Below are 15537 nucleotides of genomic sequence, written 5' to 3' on the forward strand. Positions count from 1 at the left end.
TATACGGGTTATACGACAATTATCCATTTATTATTATAATAAGGGGTCTTGTGAGTATAAGGAGGATGTAAATGTTATTATATATAACGATGTTTATATGTTTTATTAGTTCTTTAATAATAACTCCTTTCGTAAAAAGACTTGCCCTTAAATACGGTGTTACAGATCTTCCTAATAAACGAAAAGTTCATCAGAAAGCAATGCCGCTTATGGGTGGGTTAGCCATATTTATTAGTTTTATTATTGGGTTTTTAATTTTGAGACCAACTGACAGCAAAGTATCTGTTTTATCCATTATTTTAGGAAGTTTAATCATTATCATAACTGGTATTTTGGACGATAAATACGAATTAAGTCCTAAATTGAAATTAGCTGGACAAGTGGTAGCAGCAATTGTTGTTGTTTTAGGTGGGATAGAAATTGATTTCATCAATTTACCATTTGGAGGACAATTAGAATTTGGCATCTTTACCATTCCGTTAACTATTATTTGGATTGTGGGAGTTACTAATGCGATTAATTTAATTGATGGTTTAGATGGTCTTGCTGCTGGAGTTTCCAGCATCGCTTTAATTACAATATCAGGAATGGCCGTCTTAATGGGAAACTTTTTTGCTGCAACATTAGGAGCTATACTGTTGGCAAGTACACTAGGATTTTTACTTTTTAATTTTCATCCGGCGAAGATTTTCATGGGAGATACAGGAGCCCTTTATCTTGGATATATGATTTCTGTATTATCACTGCTTGGATTTAAAAATATTACTTTTATTTCCTTGGTCATACCAGTTATTATTCTTGGGGTACCTTTGTCTGATACTTTCTTTGCACTGGTTCGTCGATTTGCAAATAAACAATATATATTTGGCGCGGATAAATCCCATTTGCATCACTGCTTATTGCGTCTTGGATTTTCCCATCGACAAACAGTGTTAATTATTTATGCTATAGCTGCTATGTTTGGCTTAGCCGCAATTATTTTCTCTATGTCAACGATGTGGGGATCCATCATATTAGTGGCTGTTTTATTAATTGCTATTGAAATTTTTGTGGAAAGCATTGAACTAGTTGGTAAAAATTACAAACCATTACTGAATATAATGAAATCAACAAAGAAAACGGATCCTTAATAGATCCGTTTTACTTTAGTCTAGGAAATTATATAATTTAACCCTGTGGATAACTTTTTTGAAAAGTTGCCTACGTCTAGCTTCAGCGCCTATCGGCTAGCGGATTTCTCCGTCTCCTCCCTACGATAAGTCAACATCAGCTCGTGAACTACCTCGCTGTGTTTCCTTTATCTCAGTCGAAGACTACGAAATCCGTACGCTAGAGCTGCGGCGCTTGCGCATTTGTTTTTACATATCCTTTTCTAAATACAACACTTCACCCTCCAAAATCTCCGCTTGCCCATTCGTCATTTCAATCATCCATTCCGTAAATTTCCCAACCTGTTCCTCTTCGACAAATGTTTCTATTTCGACATTATCCACATAATGAATTTCCTTTATCTCATACACAGAGGAACGAAGCTCATTTTCTACCTTTCCAAGCCATGTATAGTCAATCTTGGTGTGCACAATTTTCATTAGTTTGCGTTCTACAACTCCAACTGCATTAATTCCTTCTGAGGTAGATTTTCCGTAAGCACGAATAAGTCCGCCAGCTCCGAGCTTGATTCCTCCAAAATAACGTGTAACGACGACAACAGTATCTTTTAAGTCTCGTTTTTTGAGGACCTCTAGGATTGGAACTCCTGCTGTGCCGCTCGGTTCACCGTCATCATTTGCTTTTTGGATTTCATTATGTTGGCCAATCATGTATGCGGAGCAATTATGGTTGGCATCCCAATGCTTCTTTCTGATTTCCTGGATAAAGTCCTGGGCGTCTTTCTCTGTTACGGCTCGGTTAACGTGGGCAATAAATCTGGATTTTTGAATGATAATTTCATGACTGCCGAATTCTTTTATTGTAAAATACTGCTTTAACATATAGATACCTCCGAAACTTTCTACATATATGGTAGCAAAAAAAGGATGCTTTCTCCAAAATGTTGCAATAATGCTAAACAAAATGTAATAAAACAAATATATTTTGAGATAATTAGTTTTGATATAATAAGTATAAATTCTTTATGAGTCTTGTAAACTTGCAGGGAAAATTAGTGAGATGCTCGAATATTATACATAGAACATAGTACTAGGTCATAAGACTTAAAAAACTTTTAGTATCATTTTCCTAATTTTATTTTACCAATGATTCCAAATAGTATATTGATTCAAATCGAGTTAAAATAATTTTATCCCAAAGGGAGATGACCCTGGAGGAATGTCAGATGTCTTTAAAAAAAATTGATACGAAGGCTCTCGATGATATTCTGGAGAAAATGATTTCGACCGTTGATAACAGTAAGTCTGAGATTTTTCAAATAGGTGAGCAGTGCCGTCAAGACTTTGACTCTATTACGAGTGAGCTGAAAGAGATTAAGATAATGGTTGGAAAGGTAATCGAGGAAGGCGATGAATTGGAAGTAAAGACACGCTATTCAAGGCGCCGACTTTCTGAAGTAAGTCTTAATTTCCGTGATTACACAGAAGAGCAAGTTCGGAATGCATACGAAGTGGCCCACAATCTCCAAATGAAGCTCTCGATGAATCGGGAGTTAGAGAAAAATCTGCGCAAAAGGCGCGATGAACTGGAAAGACGGCTGATAAATCTTCAGGAAACAATTGAGCGGGCAGACCATTTAGTCTCGCAGACAAGTGTAGTATTGAATTATTTAACCAGAGATCTGAAGCAGATTGGCAGTGCATTAGAGGATGCAAAGGAGAGGCAGGATTTCGGCTTAAAGGTAATAGAAGCACAAGAGGAAGAGCGGAAACGCCTTTCGAGAGAAATTCATGACGGTCCTGCACAAATGCTTGCCAATATGTTAATTAGATCTGATCTAATTGAAAAAATTTATCGGGAAAGAGGTGCGCAGGAAGCGATTAATGAAGTATCCGATTTAAAACGGATGGTAAGATCTTCATTATATGAAGTCCGTCGCATCATCTACGATTTACGACCAATGGCACTTGATGATTTAGGTTTAGTGCCTACCCTCAGAAAATATTTAGCTAGAACCGAAGAATATAACAATGGGGCACCTCATATTCAATTTTTTAATTTTGGTGAGGAAGTAAGGCTCCATTCGAATTACGAAGTAGCATTGTTTAGACTGGTTCAAGAATCTGTTCAAAATGCCTTAAAGCATGCGGAATGTTCTGTGATTCAAGTAAAGCTTGAAATGCAGAAAGAACGCATTGTCGTCATTATAAAAGACAACGGAAAAGGGTTCGATGTAAGAGCAAAGAAAGAAGGCTCATTCGGTATTGTCGGCATGAAGGAAAGAATTGAACTGCTCAATGGAAATATTACCATCGATTCCAAACAAGGATTAGGCACAATTGTAACAATTCAAGTACCGATAGAAGATTGATGAATGGGACAAAGGAGGCCGAGGCAAATGACAACGAAAATTGCCATAATTGATGATCACCAATTATTTCGCGAAGGTGTTAAACGTATATTAGAATTTGAAAAATCTTTCGAAATCGTTGCAGAAGGGGACGATGGAGATGCTGCTCTAAAAATTATTGAGCAGCATAAACCGGATGTAGTCCTCATGGATATAAATATGCCAAACAAAAACGGAATTGAAGCAACTAGACTATTAGTGGAAACATATCCGGATACAAAGGTAATAATATTATCCATCCACGACGACGAAAACTATGTTACACATGCTTTAAAAACAGGTGCAACAGGATATCTATTAAAAGAAATGGATTCCGATGCGCTAATTGAAGCGGTGAAGGTAGTAGCAGACGGTGGATCCTATCTACATCCAAAAATCACGCATAATTTAGTGACTGAATACCGTCGCCTAGCAAACAGACAAAATACTGGAAAAGGCTATCAACAGCCTGAGGTAGTAAGACCACTTCATTTACTAACACCACGTGAATGCGAAGTTTTACAGCTTTTAGCTGATGGAAAAAGCAATCGTGTCATCGGGGAAGCTTTGTACATAAGTGAAAAAACAGTCAAAAACCATGTATCAAATATTTTACAAAAGATGAGCGCAAACGACCGAACTCAAGCAGTAGTAACAGCGATCAAAAACGGCTGGGTCGAAGTACGCTAAGAAGGACCTTCTCCTTTTGGAGAGGGTTTTTCTTTTGTTTTGGCTCATTAATTAAAATCTCCGAGCTCTCTGAATAAAGAACTAAAAAAATTCTCTATTTTGCCGATACTATATGGGAAGACCTAAAAGTTGTACCAAAAATGAATGTTTTAAAAAACAATGCACTTTTAATCAAACTACATTCCCACATATACGTTTCTTCATTTGAAGCCTATAATATTATCTAAATTCATTATTAGCCATAAAGAGGGTATTTAAGATATGCGTTTTATCCAAATAGAAGAATATGATCATACAACGATGCAGCTTGCAAGGCCCATTTATGATCGACAAAAACGAATTTTACTCGCTGCTGGACGAACGATTCATCCGATATATTTAGAACGGATCAAGCAAATGAATATTTCCACCTTAATAGTGGAAGATGCTGAGTCCCACGGGATTTCAATGGATGAATTGGTCGATATGCCAACTTGGATGGATGCGATTGACGAAGTGAAAAAAGCTCATGATTTAGCAAAACAGAACAAACTATTGAACGTTTTTGCTTTACAAGTAGCTATCAACAAAATTATCTTTGAAGTGATTCGAAGAAAAACGATCTATTTGATTCCTTCCTCGTCTGTTACAGAAGAGTTAAAACCATATGCCCATGCTGTCAATGTAACATTACTTGCTCTGCAAACTTCTAAACAACTAGGATACACCAATTCACAGCAACGCGACCTTGCCATGGGGACGATGCTTCATGATATTGGAAAAATGGTAACAGATGATACAACGCTCCATCCCGAAAAAGGATTTGAAATCATTCGAAAAAATCGCGAAATCAGCTTACTATCTGCACATGTTGCTTATCAGCATCATGAAAGGTTTGATGGTACTGGCTATCCGCGTAAACTTTCAGGCTCTGAAATTCTGGATTTCCCACAAATTTGTGCTGTTGCCAATCTGTATGAACATCTTATTTCAAGTGGCGAAGCATTGCCGCATGTAGCGCTAGAAATAATCATGGCGAAAAACGGAATCGATTTTAATGAAAAAATTGTACAAGCTTTTATTGATAGCATCCCTTCCTACATACCCGGAACAAGAATTCGTCTAAGCAACCGGCAAGAAGCGATTGTGACTCGAATTCAAAACAATCTTCACCGCCCGATAGTACGTGTGAAAAATACTGGTATGGAAATAGATTTAAGTGAAGAATTGTCTGTTCTAATTAGTGAGATATTGAATTGAAACTTTGTACCCTATGCGACATTGCATGGGGTGTTTTTTTTTATTATTTAAAAAAATTCATTGACACACTTGTATATACAAGATATGATTAGGGCATAAGGATCATCTTGTATATACAGGTTCGTAAATAGTTTTATAGATTCATAGTTTTTTACCAAAAATGAAAACGTCTCCATATATTAAAGGAGACTAAAAAAATACTCGTTAATGTAAACGGTATCAGAAGGATGGGGAGAATATGTCGACCAATAGAGAAGCTGCAGAGAAAATTGTACAAGCAGTTGGTGGCAAGGAAAACATCACAGCGGCTACACACTGCGTGACTCGCTTACGTTTTGCCTTAGTAGATGAGGGAAAAGTGAATAAGGAAGAATTAGAAAACATTGACCTTGTAAAAGGATCATTTTCTGCTAATGGTCAATTTCAAGTTGTGATTGGTCAAGGTACAGTAGATAAAGTTTACAATGAATTGGTGGATTTAACTGGAATCGGTCATGCAACAAAGCAGGAAATTAAAGATGCAGCCGCTAAAAAACTTAATCCATTACAACGAGCAATTAAAACACTAGCGGATATATTTATTCCTATTTTACCTGCAATTGTGACAGCTGGTTTGTTAATGGGGATCAATAATATTTTAACAGGACAAGGAATTTTCTTTGATAAAAAATCACTTGTGGACGTATATCCACAATGGGCGGATTTCGCTAGCATTATCAACTTAATTGCGAACACAGCATTTACCTTTTTACCAGCATTAATCGGTTGGTCTGCCGTAAAGAAATTTGGGGGAAACTCATTACTTGGTATTGTCCTTGGATTAATGCTTGTCCATCCGGATCTATTAAATGCTTGGGCATATGGTTCGACAGAAAAAATTCCGCAATGGAACTTATTTGGACTTCATATTGACAAAATCGGTTATCAAGGTCAAGTTTTACCAGTTCTGGTTGCTTCCTGGGTATTAGCAAAAATTGAGGTGTTTTTGAAAAAGCGCATTCCAGATGCATTCCAGCTTTTACTTGTAGCACCCATTGCTTTACTAGTTACTGGATTTTTATCCTTTATCGTAATCGGACCAGTTACATTTGCTATAGCTAATGCAATTACTCACGCAGTCGTTGCTATTTTCCATGCAGCACCTGCACTTGGCGGTTTAATCTATGGTTTACTTTACGCGCCGCTTGTTATCACAGGTATGCATCACACTTTCCTTGCAGTTGATTTGCAACTAATCGGAAGCACTGGTACAACCTTCTTATGGCCAATGGTAGCACTATCTAATATTGCGCAAGGTTCAGCTGCACTTGGGATGATGTTCGCAACACGCGATGAAAAGATAAAAGGACTATCCTTAACTTCCGCAGTTTCTGCATACCTTGGAATTACCGAGCCAGCCATGTTCGGAGTAAACTTACGATTCCGATTCGCTTTTATCTCAGCAATCATTGGGTCCGCAATCGCAGGCATGTTCATAACGATTAATCATGTTCTCGCACCTTCAGTAGGTGTCGGCGGTTTACCAGCATTTTTATCAATCAGAGCTCAAAACTGGGGACCATTCTTTATCGGGATGGCAATCGCAATTGTTGTTCCGTTCGTCTTAACATTGGTCATCGGTAAAATGAGAAAAGATAAATAATGATACAAGGGACGATACCAGGAGTGAAGAGGTATCGTGTCTTGCTTTTTGTAAAGGGGACTGCAGAAAAACGAGTAGTCCTCATCGAATTTCAAATAAACAAATAAGAAGTGGTGATATAAGATGACACAACCATGGTGGAAAAAAGCAGCAGTATATCAAATCTATCCGAAAAGTTTTTATGATACAACCGGGAACGGTTTGGGGGATATTCAAGGAGTAATAAGAAAGCTAGATTATTTAAAAAAGCTTGGGATTGATGTTATTTGGTTGACCCCAATCTATCAATCTCCACAACGTGATAATGGGTATGATATCAGTGACTATTATAAAATCTATGATGAATTTGGAACGATGGAGGATTTTGAACAGCTTTTACAAGAGGCACATCAGCGTGATATCAAAATTATCATGGATATTGTAGTGAATCATACATCGACAGAGCATGAATGGTTCAAGCAGGCCAGATCCTCTAAAGACAATCCATATCGTGATTATTATATATGGAAAGATGCGAAACCTAATGGAAGTGAGCCAACGAACTGGGAATCAAAATTTGGCGGATCAGCATGGAAGCTTGATGAACAAACTGGCCAATATTATTTGCATCTCTACGATGTATCCCAAGCTGATTTAAATTGGGAGAACGAGGAGCTGCGGAAAAAAGTCTATGATATGATGCACTTCTGGTTTCAAAAAGGTGTAGATGGCTTCCGGTTAGATGTAATTAATGTAATTTCAAAGGATCAGCGTTTCCCGGATGACCAAACAGGAGATGGGCGTAAGTTTTACACGGACGGCCCGCGAGTCCACGAATTTTTGAAAGAAATGAATCGTGAGGTTTTTTCAAAATATGATGCTATGACAGTGGGAGAAATGTCTTCCACAACAATAGACAATTGTATTAAATACACCAATCCAGAGGAAAAAGAATTAAGCATGACCTTTCATTTTCACCATTTAAAAGTGGATTATGCCAACGGTGAAAAGTGGTCGAACGCTGATTTTGACTTTCTATCCTTAAAAAGAATTTTATCAAAGTGGCAGGTAGAAATGAACAAAGGCGGAGGATGGAATGCTTTATTTTGGTGTAATCATGACCAGCCGCGAATTGTGAGCCGCTATGGAAATGACCGTGAATATTTAACGGAATCCGCAAAAATGCTCGCGACTGCCATTCACTTGATGCAAGGAACCCCTTATATTTATCAAGGGGAAGAAATTGGGATGACGAATCCGAATTTTGAATCCATCGAAGATTATCGTGATGTAGAATCACATAATATGTATCGTTTGATGCTGGAACAAGGTTTAAGCGAAGAGGAAGTACTGGAGATTTTAAGACAAAAATCCCGTGATAATTCGCGGACACCTGTTCAATGGGATTCCAGTGAAAACGCTGGTTTTACCTCAGGGACACCTTGGATAAAAGTAGCGCAAAATTACAAGACATTAAATGTTGAGAATGCCATACAGGATCAAAATTCTGTTTTTTACCATTATCAAAAACTCATCCAACTCCGTAAGGAATTTGATATTATCACAGATGGAGATTATGAATTACTTTTAGAGGATCATCCTGAAATATTTGCTTATATCCGAAATGGAGAAAATGAAAAACTGTTGGTAGTGAATAATTTTTACGGAAACGAAACAAGTTTTGAGTGTCCAAAAGATCTGTCCGGTTATTCAAGTGAGATTCTTCTTTCAAATTACGCGGATTCCGAAAATAATGTTCAAACAATAATCTTAAGACCCTATGAATCCATTGTTTTTCACTTAAAAAAATAGAGTGATTGTAGAGCCCGTAAAATATCGGTAGAATAGAGAAAACGATATTTTGAAAGGATTCTCAGCATGAGAGTAAACAAGTTCTTATCTATCTACGAGGAAATTGTAGAACAAATCCAATCAGGCAAGCTAAAGCCAAATGAGAAACTTTTATCCGAAAATGAACTAGTTGAAAAATATGATACCTCCCGCGAAACGATTCGCAAGGCGTTAAATTTACTTTCACAAAATGGTTATATTCAAAAGATCAAAGGTAAAGGATCCTTTGTTTTAGATGTTGGCCGTTTTGATTTTCCGGTTTCCGGGCTTGTAAGCTTTAAGGAAATTGCCCAGAAAACCGGGAAGCCATGGCGGACCATTGTCTATGAGTTGGAAGATATTAAACCGGACGACTACATCCAAAAGCAGTTGCATATTTCGAGTAAAGACAGTGTATGGAAGCTTGTTCGTGCCAGGGAATTGGAGCATGAACGGATTATCCTTGATAAGGATTTTATTTTGAAAAAAACAGTGCCATCCTTGACGAAAGAAATATGTGAAGGCTCCATATATGAATACATTGAGGGAGAACTCGGCCTTACCATTAGCTTCGCGAAAAAAGAAATTTCAGTCGATGAACCAACTGAGGAAGATCGGAAATACTTAGATTTAAAAAACTATGAGCATGTTGTCGTTGTTAAAAACTATGTTTATCTAGAGGATACAAGTCTTTTTCAATATACGGAATCACGCCACCGCCTCGATAAATTTAAATTTGTCGACTTCGCGCGGCGCGGACAGTAGGAAGCATTTGCCTTGCCGGGCAGGTGCTTTTTTTAGTTATAAATGACTAAATCGGTCTATTCCCAGTCCATTCGGTCCATTTAATTTTTATTCGTCAAATTGGTTTGACAAATACACAAACACTGCTCCTAAAACTTCACAATCCCTTAACAAAAAAACTAGCAAAATTCCCATTATACGTGTTTTCCATTTGTATTAAACGTCTAAAATCAATAAAATGAAGGTATTGATCCATAGGAGGTATACATACTAATGAAGTGGACTAAATTAATTGGCCTTTTCATCATAGGCGTATTTTTATTAGGGGCATGCAGTAACAATGATAGCCCAACGAACAAGAAAGCATCGGATAAACAAACGGAATCACCTAACCAAGAGGTTACCGGCAATACAACAAAACCATCTTTAAAAGAGGACCAAAACGTCCCGGAAGCAGAGAAAAAAGCGTTGCTTGCGGTCACAGATCAGTACATTAAAGCCTTTAATGAGAAAAATTTAGATGCGTACATGGCCACCATTTCAAAAAATCCAACATCCTTTAAATATGACGAGGAAAAAGCTTATACGAAAAAAGTTTTTGACACAATGGATGTCAAAATGGAGCCGACTAAAATCACCGTAATCGGGTACAAGCCCAATAGTGCAAATGTTTATATAGCATTAAAAACAACTGTTGCTTCAAAAGGGGAAAAGGTTGTAAAAACAAGCAGACAAGTGAACACTTATCATAAAGAAAACGGACAGTGGAAACTGACTTCTATTATGGTAATGCAAACAAAGTAATTAGGAAACCATACTTATAATAAAGGGAATCCTATAAGCAGCATCCGGTATATAAATGTTTACGAGGAAATTTTTTTCTTCTATAATGAAGTTATTGTGAAAAAATATTTGAAGGGTGGCAGTTACAATGCAAATCGGTATGGTTGGATTAGGGAAAATGGGATACCAGCTTTCCTTAAACCTAATGGAAAAAGGATATCAAGTATGTGCATTTGATGTAAATAAAGAGGCGGTTCAAAATATTTCTAATGAAGGTGCACAAGGTGCAGTAACTCTTAAAGAACTTGTTGCAAAGCTTGACCGTCCTCGCAAGATTTGGCTGATGGTTCCAGCGGGGGATATTACAGAACAAGTTTTTCAAGAACTTTTACCATTATTAGATGAAAAAGATATCGTTATTGACGGTGGAAATGCGCATTATAAAGATTCGCTTCGCCGCTATGATGAAAGTAAAGAAAAAGGCGTATATTTCCTTGATTGCGGAACAAGCGGCGGTGTAGAAGGTGCACGTCACGGAGCATGTACGATGATCGGTGGAGATAAGGAAGCATTTGACCAAGTGGAAAATGTTTTTAAAGATATTTCTGTTGAAAAAGGTTATCTATATACCGGAAAAGCGGGCAGCGGACATTTCTTGAAAATGGTACATAACGGAATTGAATACGGTATGATGGCAGCAATCGCAGAAGGCTTCGAAATTCTGGAAAAAAGCCCATTTGACTACGAATACGAGAAAGTTTCTACCGTATGGAACAACGGTTCCGTTATCCGTTCTTGGTTAATGGAGCTTATGGAAAATGCCTTCTCGAAAGATGCGAAGCTAGATAAAATCAAAGGTGTTATGCATTCTTCCGGTGAAGGAAAATGGACGGTTGAAGCAGCATTAGACTTCCAAACCGCAGCACCAGTTATCGCGTTATCCTTGATGATGAGATATCGTTCACTAGAGGATGATACTTTTACAGGTAAAGTCGTTGCAGCTTTACGTAATGAATTTGGCGGACATGCCGTAGTAGAAAAATAATAGAAGCAGGCGGAGATTTTCGCCTGTTTTTGTGTTTTTTTTAAGTGATTTTTCCGTTTTCATCTATTGATTTGCTAGGAAAAACCAATTATATGGACTAGACTTCATTAGAAATAATAGGATAGAATCAATTACAAGGAGGTGAATAAAAATGGAAAACGAAATAAAAGAGATAATGTCTTTATTGGGAGAGATGAACAAAAAATTTGACGTGATTGACAAAAGATTTGATGAAATGGATAAAAGATTTGATGCAATGGACAAAAGATTTGAAACCCTTGAAACGGAAGTAAAGGGCATGAAATCGGAGATGGAAACTGGCTTTAAGGACGTGCATAGAAAGCTTGATTCAATCCAATCAATTTGTCAAAGTCATAAATATGACCTAGACCTTTTTTATGAAAAGCAGCAAAAGCTTGAAAGAAAAGTAAATAAAGTCGAAAAAATTCAAGATAACCTATTTTAATATCCTCTTTGTTTTTCAATAAAATAAACTTCGCAGAAAACCTCTAGATCAATCAAAAATCCAACTTTATCTAGATTTATTGGAACAATTTTTATAAAATGGTAGCAAATACTTTTAAGGATGAGTTTAAAATGAAAACTGCCATTGTCACAGACAGTACTGCATATATCCCAAAAGAAATTCGAGAAGAACTAAACATTCATATGATTCCGCTTAGTGTCATAATGAAAGGGGAAACGTATGAGGAGGAAGTAGATTTATTTGCAGATCAATTTTATGAAGAAGTAAAGCAATTAGACAAGCTTCCAACCTCCTCTCAGCCTTCAACTGGGAAATTCATAGAACTATTTGAAAAACTAGCTAAAGACCACGATGCCATCATTAGCATTCATTTGTCGAGCGGAATCAGCGGGACCTATCAAGGTGCTGTCACTGCAGGCACAATGGTGGAGGGCGTCAAAGTCTACCCTTATGATTCCGAAATAAGCTGTATGGCACAGGGGTTCTATGCAATTGATGCGGCAAAGCTTGCATTAGAAGGAAAATCTCCCGAGGAAATTCTCCTAAGACTTAATGAGCTAAAAGCATCTACACGAGCTTATTTTATGGCCGATGATCTTTCCCACCTACAACGCGGAGGCCGTTTGTCCAGTGCCCAAGCGATGATTGGTAGCCTATTAAAAATAAAGCCACTTCTTCACTTTGTCGATAAAGTCATCGTCCCTTTTGAAAAAATCCGAACAAGGAAAAAAGCGATGAATCGAATTGCCGAATTACTAGGTGAAGATGCTGCTAAAGGAATCCCATTAAAAGCGTCTATCATTCACGCAAATCGTGAAGAAGAAGCAATGGAATGGAAGTCTGAACTTGAAAAGCTATATCCAAATGTTGATTTTTCCATCAGCTATTTTGGTCCTGTCATTGGAACCCATATCGGCGAAGGTGCGATGGGATTGACTTGGATGTTGAAATAAAATGGTAAAGCGCCATTCCAAGCAGGGAAATGGCGTCTGCTTATTTGGGCAATTATAGCCCCAAATGTGGACACAGGTTCCGTTATTTCAGTAATCAGCCTTGCTTTCAACATGTTAGAGGACAGACGTTCCGCTATTCGCAAAAAATCATAAGGAAATCCCTGCTTTTTTGCAAAATAACGGAACGTCTGTCCGCAAACCTCGGAAAAAATGCCATTTTGTCACAGATAACGGAAGCTGTGTCCTTTAATTGTTAGGAAACTAGTTTAACCGGACACAGGTTCCGTTATTTCAGTAAAAAACCATGCTTTCATCAAGTTAGAGGACAGGCGTTCCGCTATTCGCAAAAATCATAAGGAAATCCCTGCTTTTTTGCAAAATAACGGAACGTCTGTCCGCAAACTTCGGAAAAAATGCCATTTTGTCACAGATAACGGAACGGATGTCCTCCAAATGAAAAATCTAACACCCTGAATTTCATCTGATTCTTTTTTGAGTACATTCCAAAAAAACAATTCCAAAGGAGTGACCCCCATTTGTCCTCAGAATTACAAGCCTTCCTTGCAGGCCGCAAATTGCTTCAAAGTGAAATCCCTCCCGATCTGCTAGAAGAGAATAATCTCATCTCATATCAAGACGGTATCACAAAGGAAAAAAATCAATGGAAATGTACTAGATGTGGAAACACCAACCAAAATCTATTTGCCAATTATCCATGTGCACGGTGCAAACAACATTGTACTTACTGCCGAAATTGCATTATGATGGGGCGGGTTTCCACATGTACTCCTTTAATAGGCTGGAACGGGCCTGATCCAGAAATAGATCCAGAAGACAATCCTTTGCAATGGGACGGCCAGTTATCAAAAGGTCAACAACACGCCTCAGCTGCAGTTGTTAAAGCAATTCAATCTAATTCCGACATGTTGGTTTGGGCCGTCTGTGGCGCTGGAAAAACAGAGGTTCTATTTGCAGGGATCAATGAGGCACTCCGTAACGGACGACGTATCTGCATCGCCACACCAAGAACGGATGTGGTACTTGAACTTGCCCCGCGCTTCCGTAAAGTTTTCCCGGCAACTACTATCTCAGCCCTTTACGGTGGCAGTGAAGAACGCCACCAATACGCACAACTTGTCATCTCGACCACCCACCAGCTTTTCCGCTTCGAAAATGCCTTCGATGTCATCATTGTTGATGAAGTCGATGCCTTTCCCTATACATTTGATAGAACTTTGCAATGGGCAGTCGAAAAAGCAGCACGTCAACCATCTGCAAAAATTCACTTAACGGCAACTCCAAGCACTAAATGGCAAAAAGAATGCATGTCTGGCCATCGCGCACATGTCACTATACCGGCTCGTTTCCACAGGCGATCTCTTCCAGTCCCACAATTTAAATGGTGCGGAAACTGGCGAAAACCGATCGAAAAAGGCAAACTTCCAAGGATAGTGGAAAAATGGGTATCCGACCGCCTCCAAATTAACAAACAAGCTCTTGTTTTTTTACCCAATATTAAGCTTATGGAAAAAGCGGCACCTCTCTTTCAAAAGCTCCATCCAAAAATCGAATCGGTCCATGCCGAAGACCAAAATCGAAAAGAAAAGGTTATGAGAATGCGTACAAAGGAAACACCTATACTATTAACTACTACTATTCTAGAACGAGGAGTCACCTTTCCAAATATAGATGTGGCTGTTGTGGGGGCAGAGGACCGAATTTTTACCGAGGCTGCCCTTGTCCAAATTTCCGGACGAGTTGGCCGAAGCGTAGATTACCCAACTGGGAATATCACTTTTTTTCACTATGGGCAATCAAGGGAAATGCTCAAAGCGCAAAAACATATTATCCGCATGAACCAAGAGGCGAAGAAAAGGGGGCTTATTGATGGCTGATTATTGCCTGCTGTGCTCTGTTTATTTAGTTCCAAGAATTACATGGAGCTTTTTTTCTTTTCAGCATGAGGAAGCCTTTCTTTGTACTGATTGCAGGAAAAAACTTAGCAAAATATCTGGGAAAACATGTGAAAATTGTTGCCGACCTCTGGATAAGCTTTCACCTGAATTCGTACAAAATAATTTATGTTTAGACTGTGTTCGCTGGGAAGAGGATCCGGAATGGAGCGGCATTTTAGAAAAAAATGTTTCCATATATGAATACAATGATTTTTTCAAGGATCTATTATCCAGGTTCAAATTTAGAGGAGACTATGTCTTAGCAAAGGTCTTCGCACAAGATATTTATAAAATAACAAAATCCTTCAATTATGACCACATCGTCCCCATTCCGCTAAGCGAAGAACGTCTATTAGAAAGAGGCTTCAGCCAAGCAGAAGCGCTTATCGTGGAAGCTGAGCTCCAACCATACCATGCCCTTACACGAATACATACCGAAAAACAATCGAAAAAATCTCGCCATGAACGAATCCATATAGAAAATGTTTTTCAGGCAGTGAAACCTGTCAAAGGTAAAACCATTCTTCTTATCGATGACATTTATACGACCGGTTCTACCATCAGACATGCTGCCAAAACGCTAAAAATCGCAGGTGCAAAATTTGTCGTCTCTTTTACAATAGCGAGAGGATAAACAAATGAAAAATCTATCCGATATAATAAATAGAAAGAAAATGTCATTCAGGAGGAA

Annotated in this window: 14 protein-coding genes; 13 read left to right on the forward strand and 1 reads right to left on the reverse strand. The window is 38.2% G+C overall.

What is annotated here, in order from left to right:
* Positions 1–71 precede the first annotated feature (71 nt).
* Positions 72–1130: a glycosyltransferase family 4 protein gene (locus tag NSQ59_RS06550; RefSeq protein ID WP_055738682.1), complete on the forward strand. Its 1059-nt coding sequence runs from the start codon at positions 72–74 to the stop codon at positions 1128–1130.
* A 228-nt stretch (positions 1131–1358) separates the two neighbouring features.
* Here NSQ59_RS06550 and NSQ59_RS06555 read toward each other — a convergent pair whose 3' ends face one another.
* Positions 1359–1991, reverse strand: a complete 633-nt coding sequence (locus tag NSQ59_RS06555; protein WP_340830250.1) for a YigZ family protein — start codon at positions 1989–1991, stop codon at positions 1359–1361.
* A gap of 344 nt (positions 1992–2335) precedes the next feature.
* On the opposite strand from NSQ59_RS06555, the gene NSQ59_RS06560 reads away from it, so the two are divergent.
* The 12 genes from NSQ59_RS06560 (at position 2336) to NSQ59_RS06615 (ending at position 15480) form a co-directional block, all read left to right on the forward strand.
* Complete coding sequence (locus tag NSQ59_RS06560; RefSeq protein ID WP_055738684.1) at positions 2336–3481, forward strand: sensor histidine kinase; 1146 nt, start codon at positions 2336–2338, stop codon at positions 3479–3481.
* Positions 3482–3508: 27 nt separating this feature from the next.
* The gene (locus NSQ59_RS06565; protein ID WP_055738685.1) at positions 3509–4189 is read left to right on the forward strand and encodes a response regulator; all 681 of its coding nucleotides are present in this window, start codon (positions 3509–3511) and stop codon (positions 4187–4189) included.
* 261 nt (positions 4190–4450) lie between these two features.
* The gene (locus NSQ59_RS06570; protein WP_340830257.1) at positions 4451–5428 is read left to right on the forward strand and encodes an HD-GYP domain-containing protein; all 978 of its coding nucleotides are present in this window, start codon (positions 4451–4453) and stop codon (positions 5426–5428) included.
* A 238-nt stretch (positions 5429–5666) separates the two neighbouring features.
* A complete protein-coding gene (treP, locus tag NSQ59_RS06575) occupies positions 5667–7070 on the forward strand; it encodes a PTS system trehalose-specific EIIBC component (protein ID WP_126648206.1) in 1404 nt (467 codons plus the stop codon).
* Positions 7071–7193: 123 nt separating this feature from the next.
* Positions 7194–8861, forward strand: a complete 1668-nt coding sequence (treC, locus tag NSQ59_RS06580) for an alpha,alpha-phosphotrehalase (RefSeq protein WP_340830261.1) — start codon at positions 7194–7196, stop codon at positions 8859–8861.
* A gap of 66 nt (positions 8862–8927) precedes the next feature.
* On the forward strand, positions 8928–9644 hold the full coding sequence (gene treR / locus NSQ59_RS06585; RefSeq protein WP_055738689.1) for a trehalose operon repressor: 717 nt from the start codon (positions 8928–8930) through the stop codon (positions 9642–9644).
* 252 nt (positions 9645–9896) lie between these two features.
* Positions 9897–10427, forward strand: a complete 531-nt coding sequence (locus tag NSQ59_RS06590; protein ID WP_055738690.1) for a nuclear transport factor 2 family protein — start codon at positions 9897–9899, stop codon at positions 10425–10427.
* A 127-nt stretch (positions 10428–10554) separates the two neighbouring features.
* Positions 10555–11451, forward strand: a complete 897-nt coding sequence (gene gnd, locus NSQ59_RS06595) for a phosphogluconate dehydrogenase (NAD(+)-dependent, decarboxylating) (protein ID WP_055738691.1) — start codon at positions 10555–10557, stop codon at positions 11449–11451.
* Between the two features lie 151 nt (positions 11452–11602).
* Entirely contained in the window at positions 11603–11917 is a 315-nt protein-coding gene (locus NSQ59_RS06600; RefSeq protein ID WP_055738692.1) for a hypothetical protein, read from the forward strand.
* Between the two features lie 131 nt (positions 11918–12048).
* A complete protein-coding gene (locus NSQ59_RS06605; RefSeq protein ID WP_055738693.1) occupies positions 12049–12891 on the forward strand; it encodes a DegV family protein in 843 nt (280 codons plus the stop codon).
* Between the two features lie 536 nt (positions 12892–13427).
* Positions 13428–14786 (forward strand): DEAD/DEAH box helicase, encoded by a 1359-nt coding sequence (locus NSQ59_RS06610; protein ID WP_340830268.1) that lies wholly within the window; start codon positions 13428–13430, stop codon positions 14784–14786.
* Positions 14779–15480, forward strand: coding sequence for a ComF family protein (locus NSQ59_RS06615; RefSeq protein WP_340830270.1), 702 nt, complete (start codon positions 14779–14781; stop codon positions 15478–15480). Before NSQ59_RS06610 ends, NSQ59_RS06615 begins: the two co-directional genes overlap by 8 nt.
* Positions 15481–15537 lie beyond the last annotated feature (57 nt).

The sequence above is a fragment of the Margalitia sp. FSL K6-0131 genome, assembly GCF_038008735.1.
In the GTDB taxonomy this organism is placed as follows: Bacteria; Bacillota; Bacilli; order Bacillales; family Bacillaceae_C; genus Margalitia; species Margalitia shackletonii.

Bases quoted from the DNA above. Each gene is read 5' to 3' on its own strand.
- NSQ59_RS06550 (WP_055738682.1), top strand. From the start codon at position 72: ATGTTATTATATATAACGATGTTTATATGTTTTATTAGTTCTTTAATA.
- NSQ59_RS06555 (WP_340830250.1), bottom strand. From the start codon at position 1,991: ATGTTAAAGCAGTATTTTACAATAAAAGAATTCGGCAGTCATGAAATT.
- NSQ59_RS06560 (WP_055738684.1), top strand. From the start codon at position 2,336: ATGTCTTTAAAAAAAATTGATACGAAGGCTCTCGATGATATTCTGGAG.
- NSQ59_RS06565 (WP_055738685.1), top strand. From the start codon at position 3,509: ATGACAACGAAAATTGCCATAATTGATGATCACCAATTATTTCGCGAA.
- NSQ59_RS06570 (WP_340830257.1), top strand. From the start codon at position 4,451: ATGCGTTTTATCCAAATAGAAGAATATGATCATACAACGATGCAGCTT.
- treP (WP_126648206.1), top strand. From the start codon at position 5,667: ATGTCGACCAATAGAGAAGCTGCAGAGAAAATTGTACAAGCAGTTGGT.
- treC (WP_340830261.1), top strand. From the start codon at position 7,194: ATGACACAACCATGGTGGAAAAAAGCAGCAGTATATCAAATCTATCCG.
- treR (WP_055738689.1), top strand. From the start codon at position 8,928: ATGAGAGTAAACAAGTTCTTATCTATCTACGAGGAAATTGTAGAACAA.
- NSQ59_RS06590 (WP_055738690.1), top strand. From the start codon at position 9,897: ATGAAGTGGACTAAATTAATTGGCCTTTTCATCATAGGCGTATTTTTA.
- gnd (WP_055738691.1), top strand. From the start codon at position 10,555: ATGCAAATCGGTATGGTTGGATTAGGGAAAATGGGATACCAGCTTTCC.
- NSQ59_RS06600 (WP_055738692.1), top strand. From the start codon at position 11,603: ATGGAAAACGAAATAAAAGAGATAATGTCTTTATTGGGAGAGATGAAC.
- NSQ59_RS06605 (WP_055738693.1), top strand. From the start codon at position 12,049: ATGAAAACTGCCATTGTCACAGACAGTACTGCATATATCCCAAAAGAA.
- NSQ59_RS06615 (WP_340830270.1), top strand. From the start codon at position 14,779: ATGGCTGATTATTGCCTGCTGTGCTCTGTTTATTTAGTTCCAAGAATT.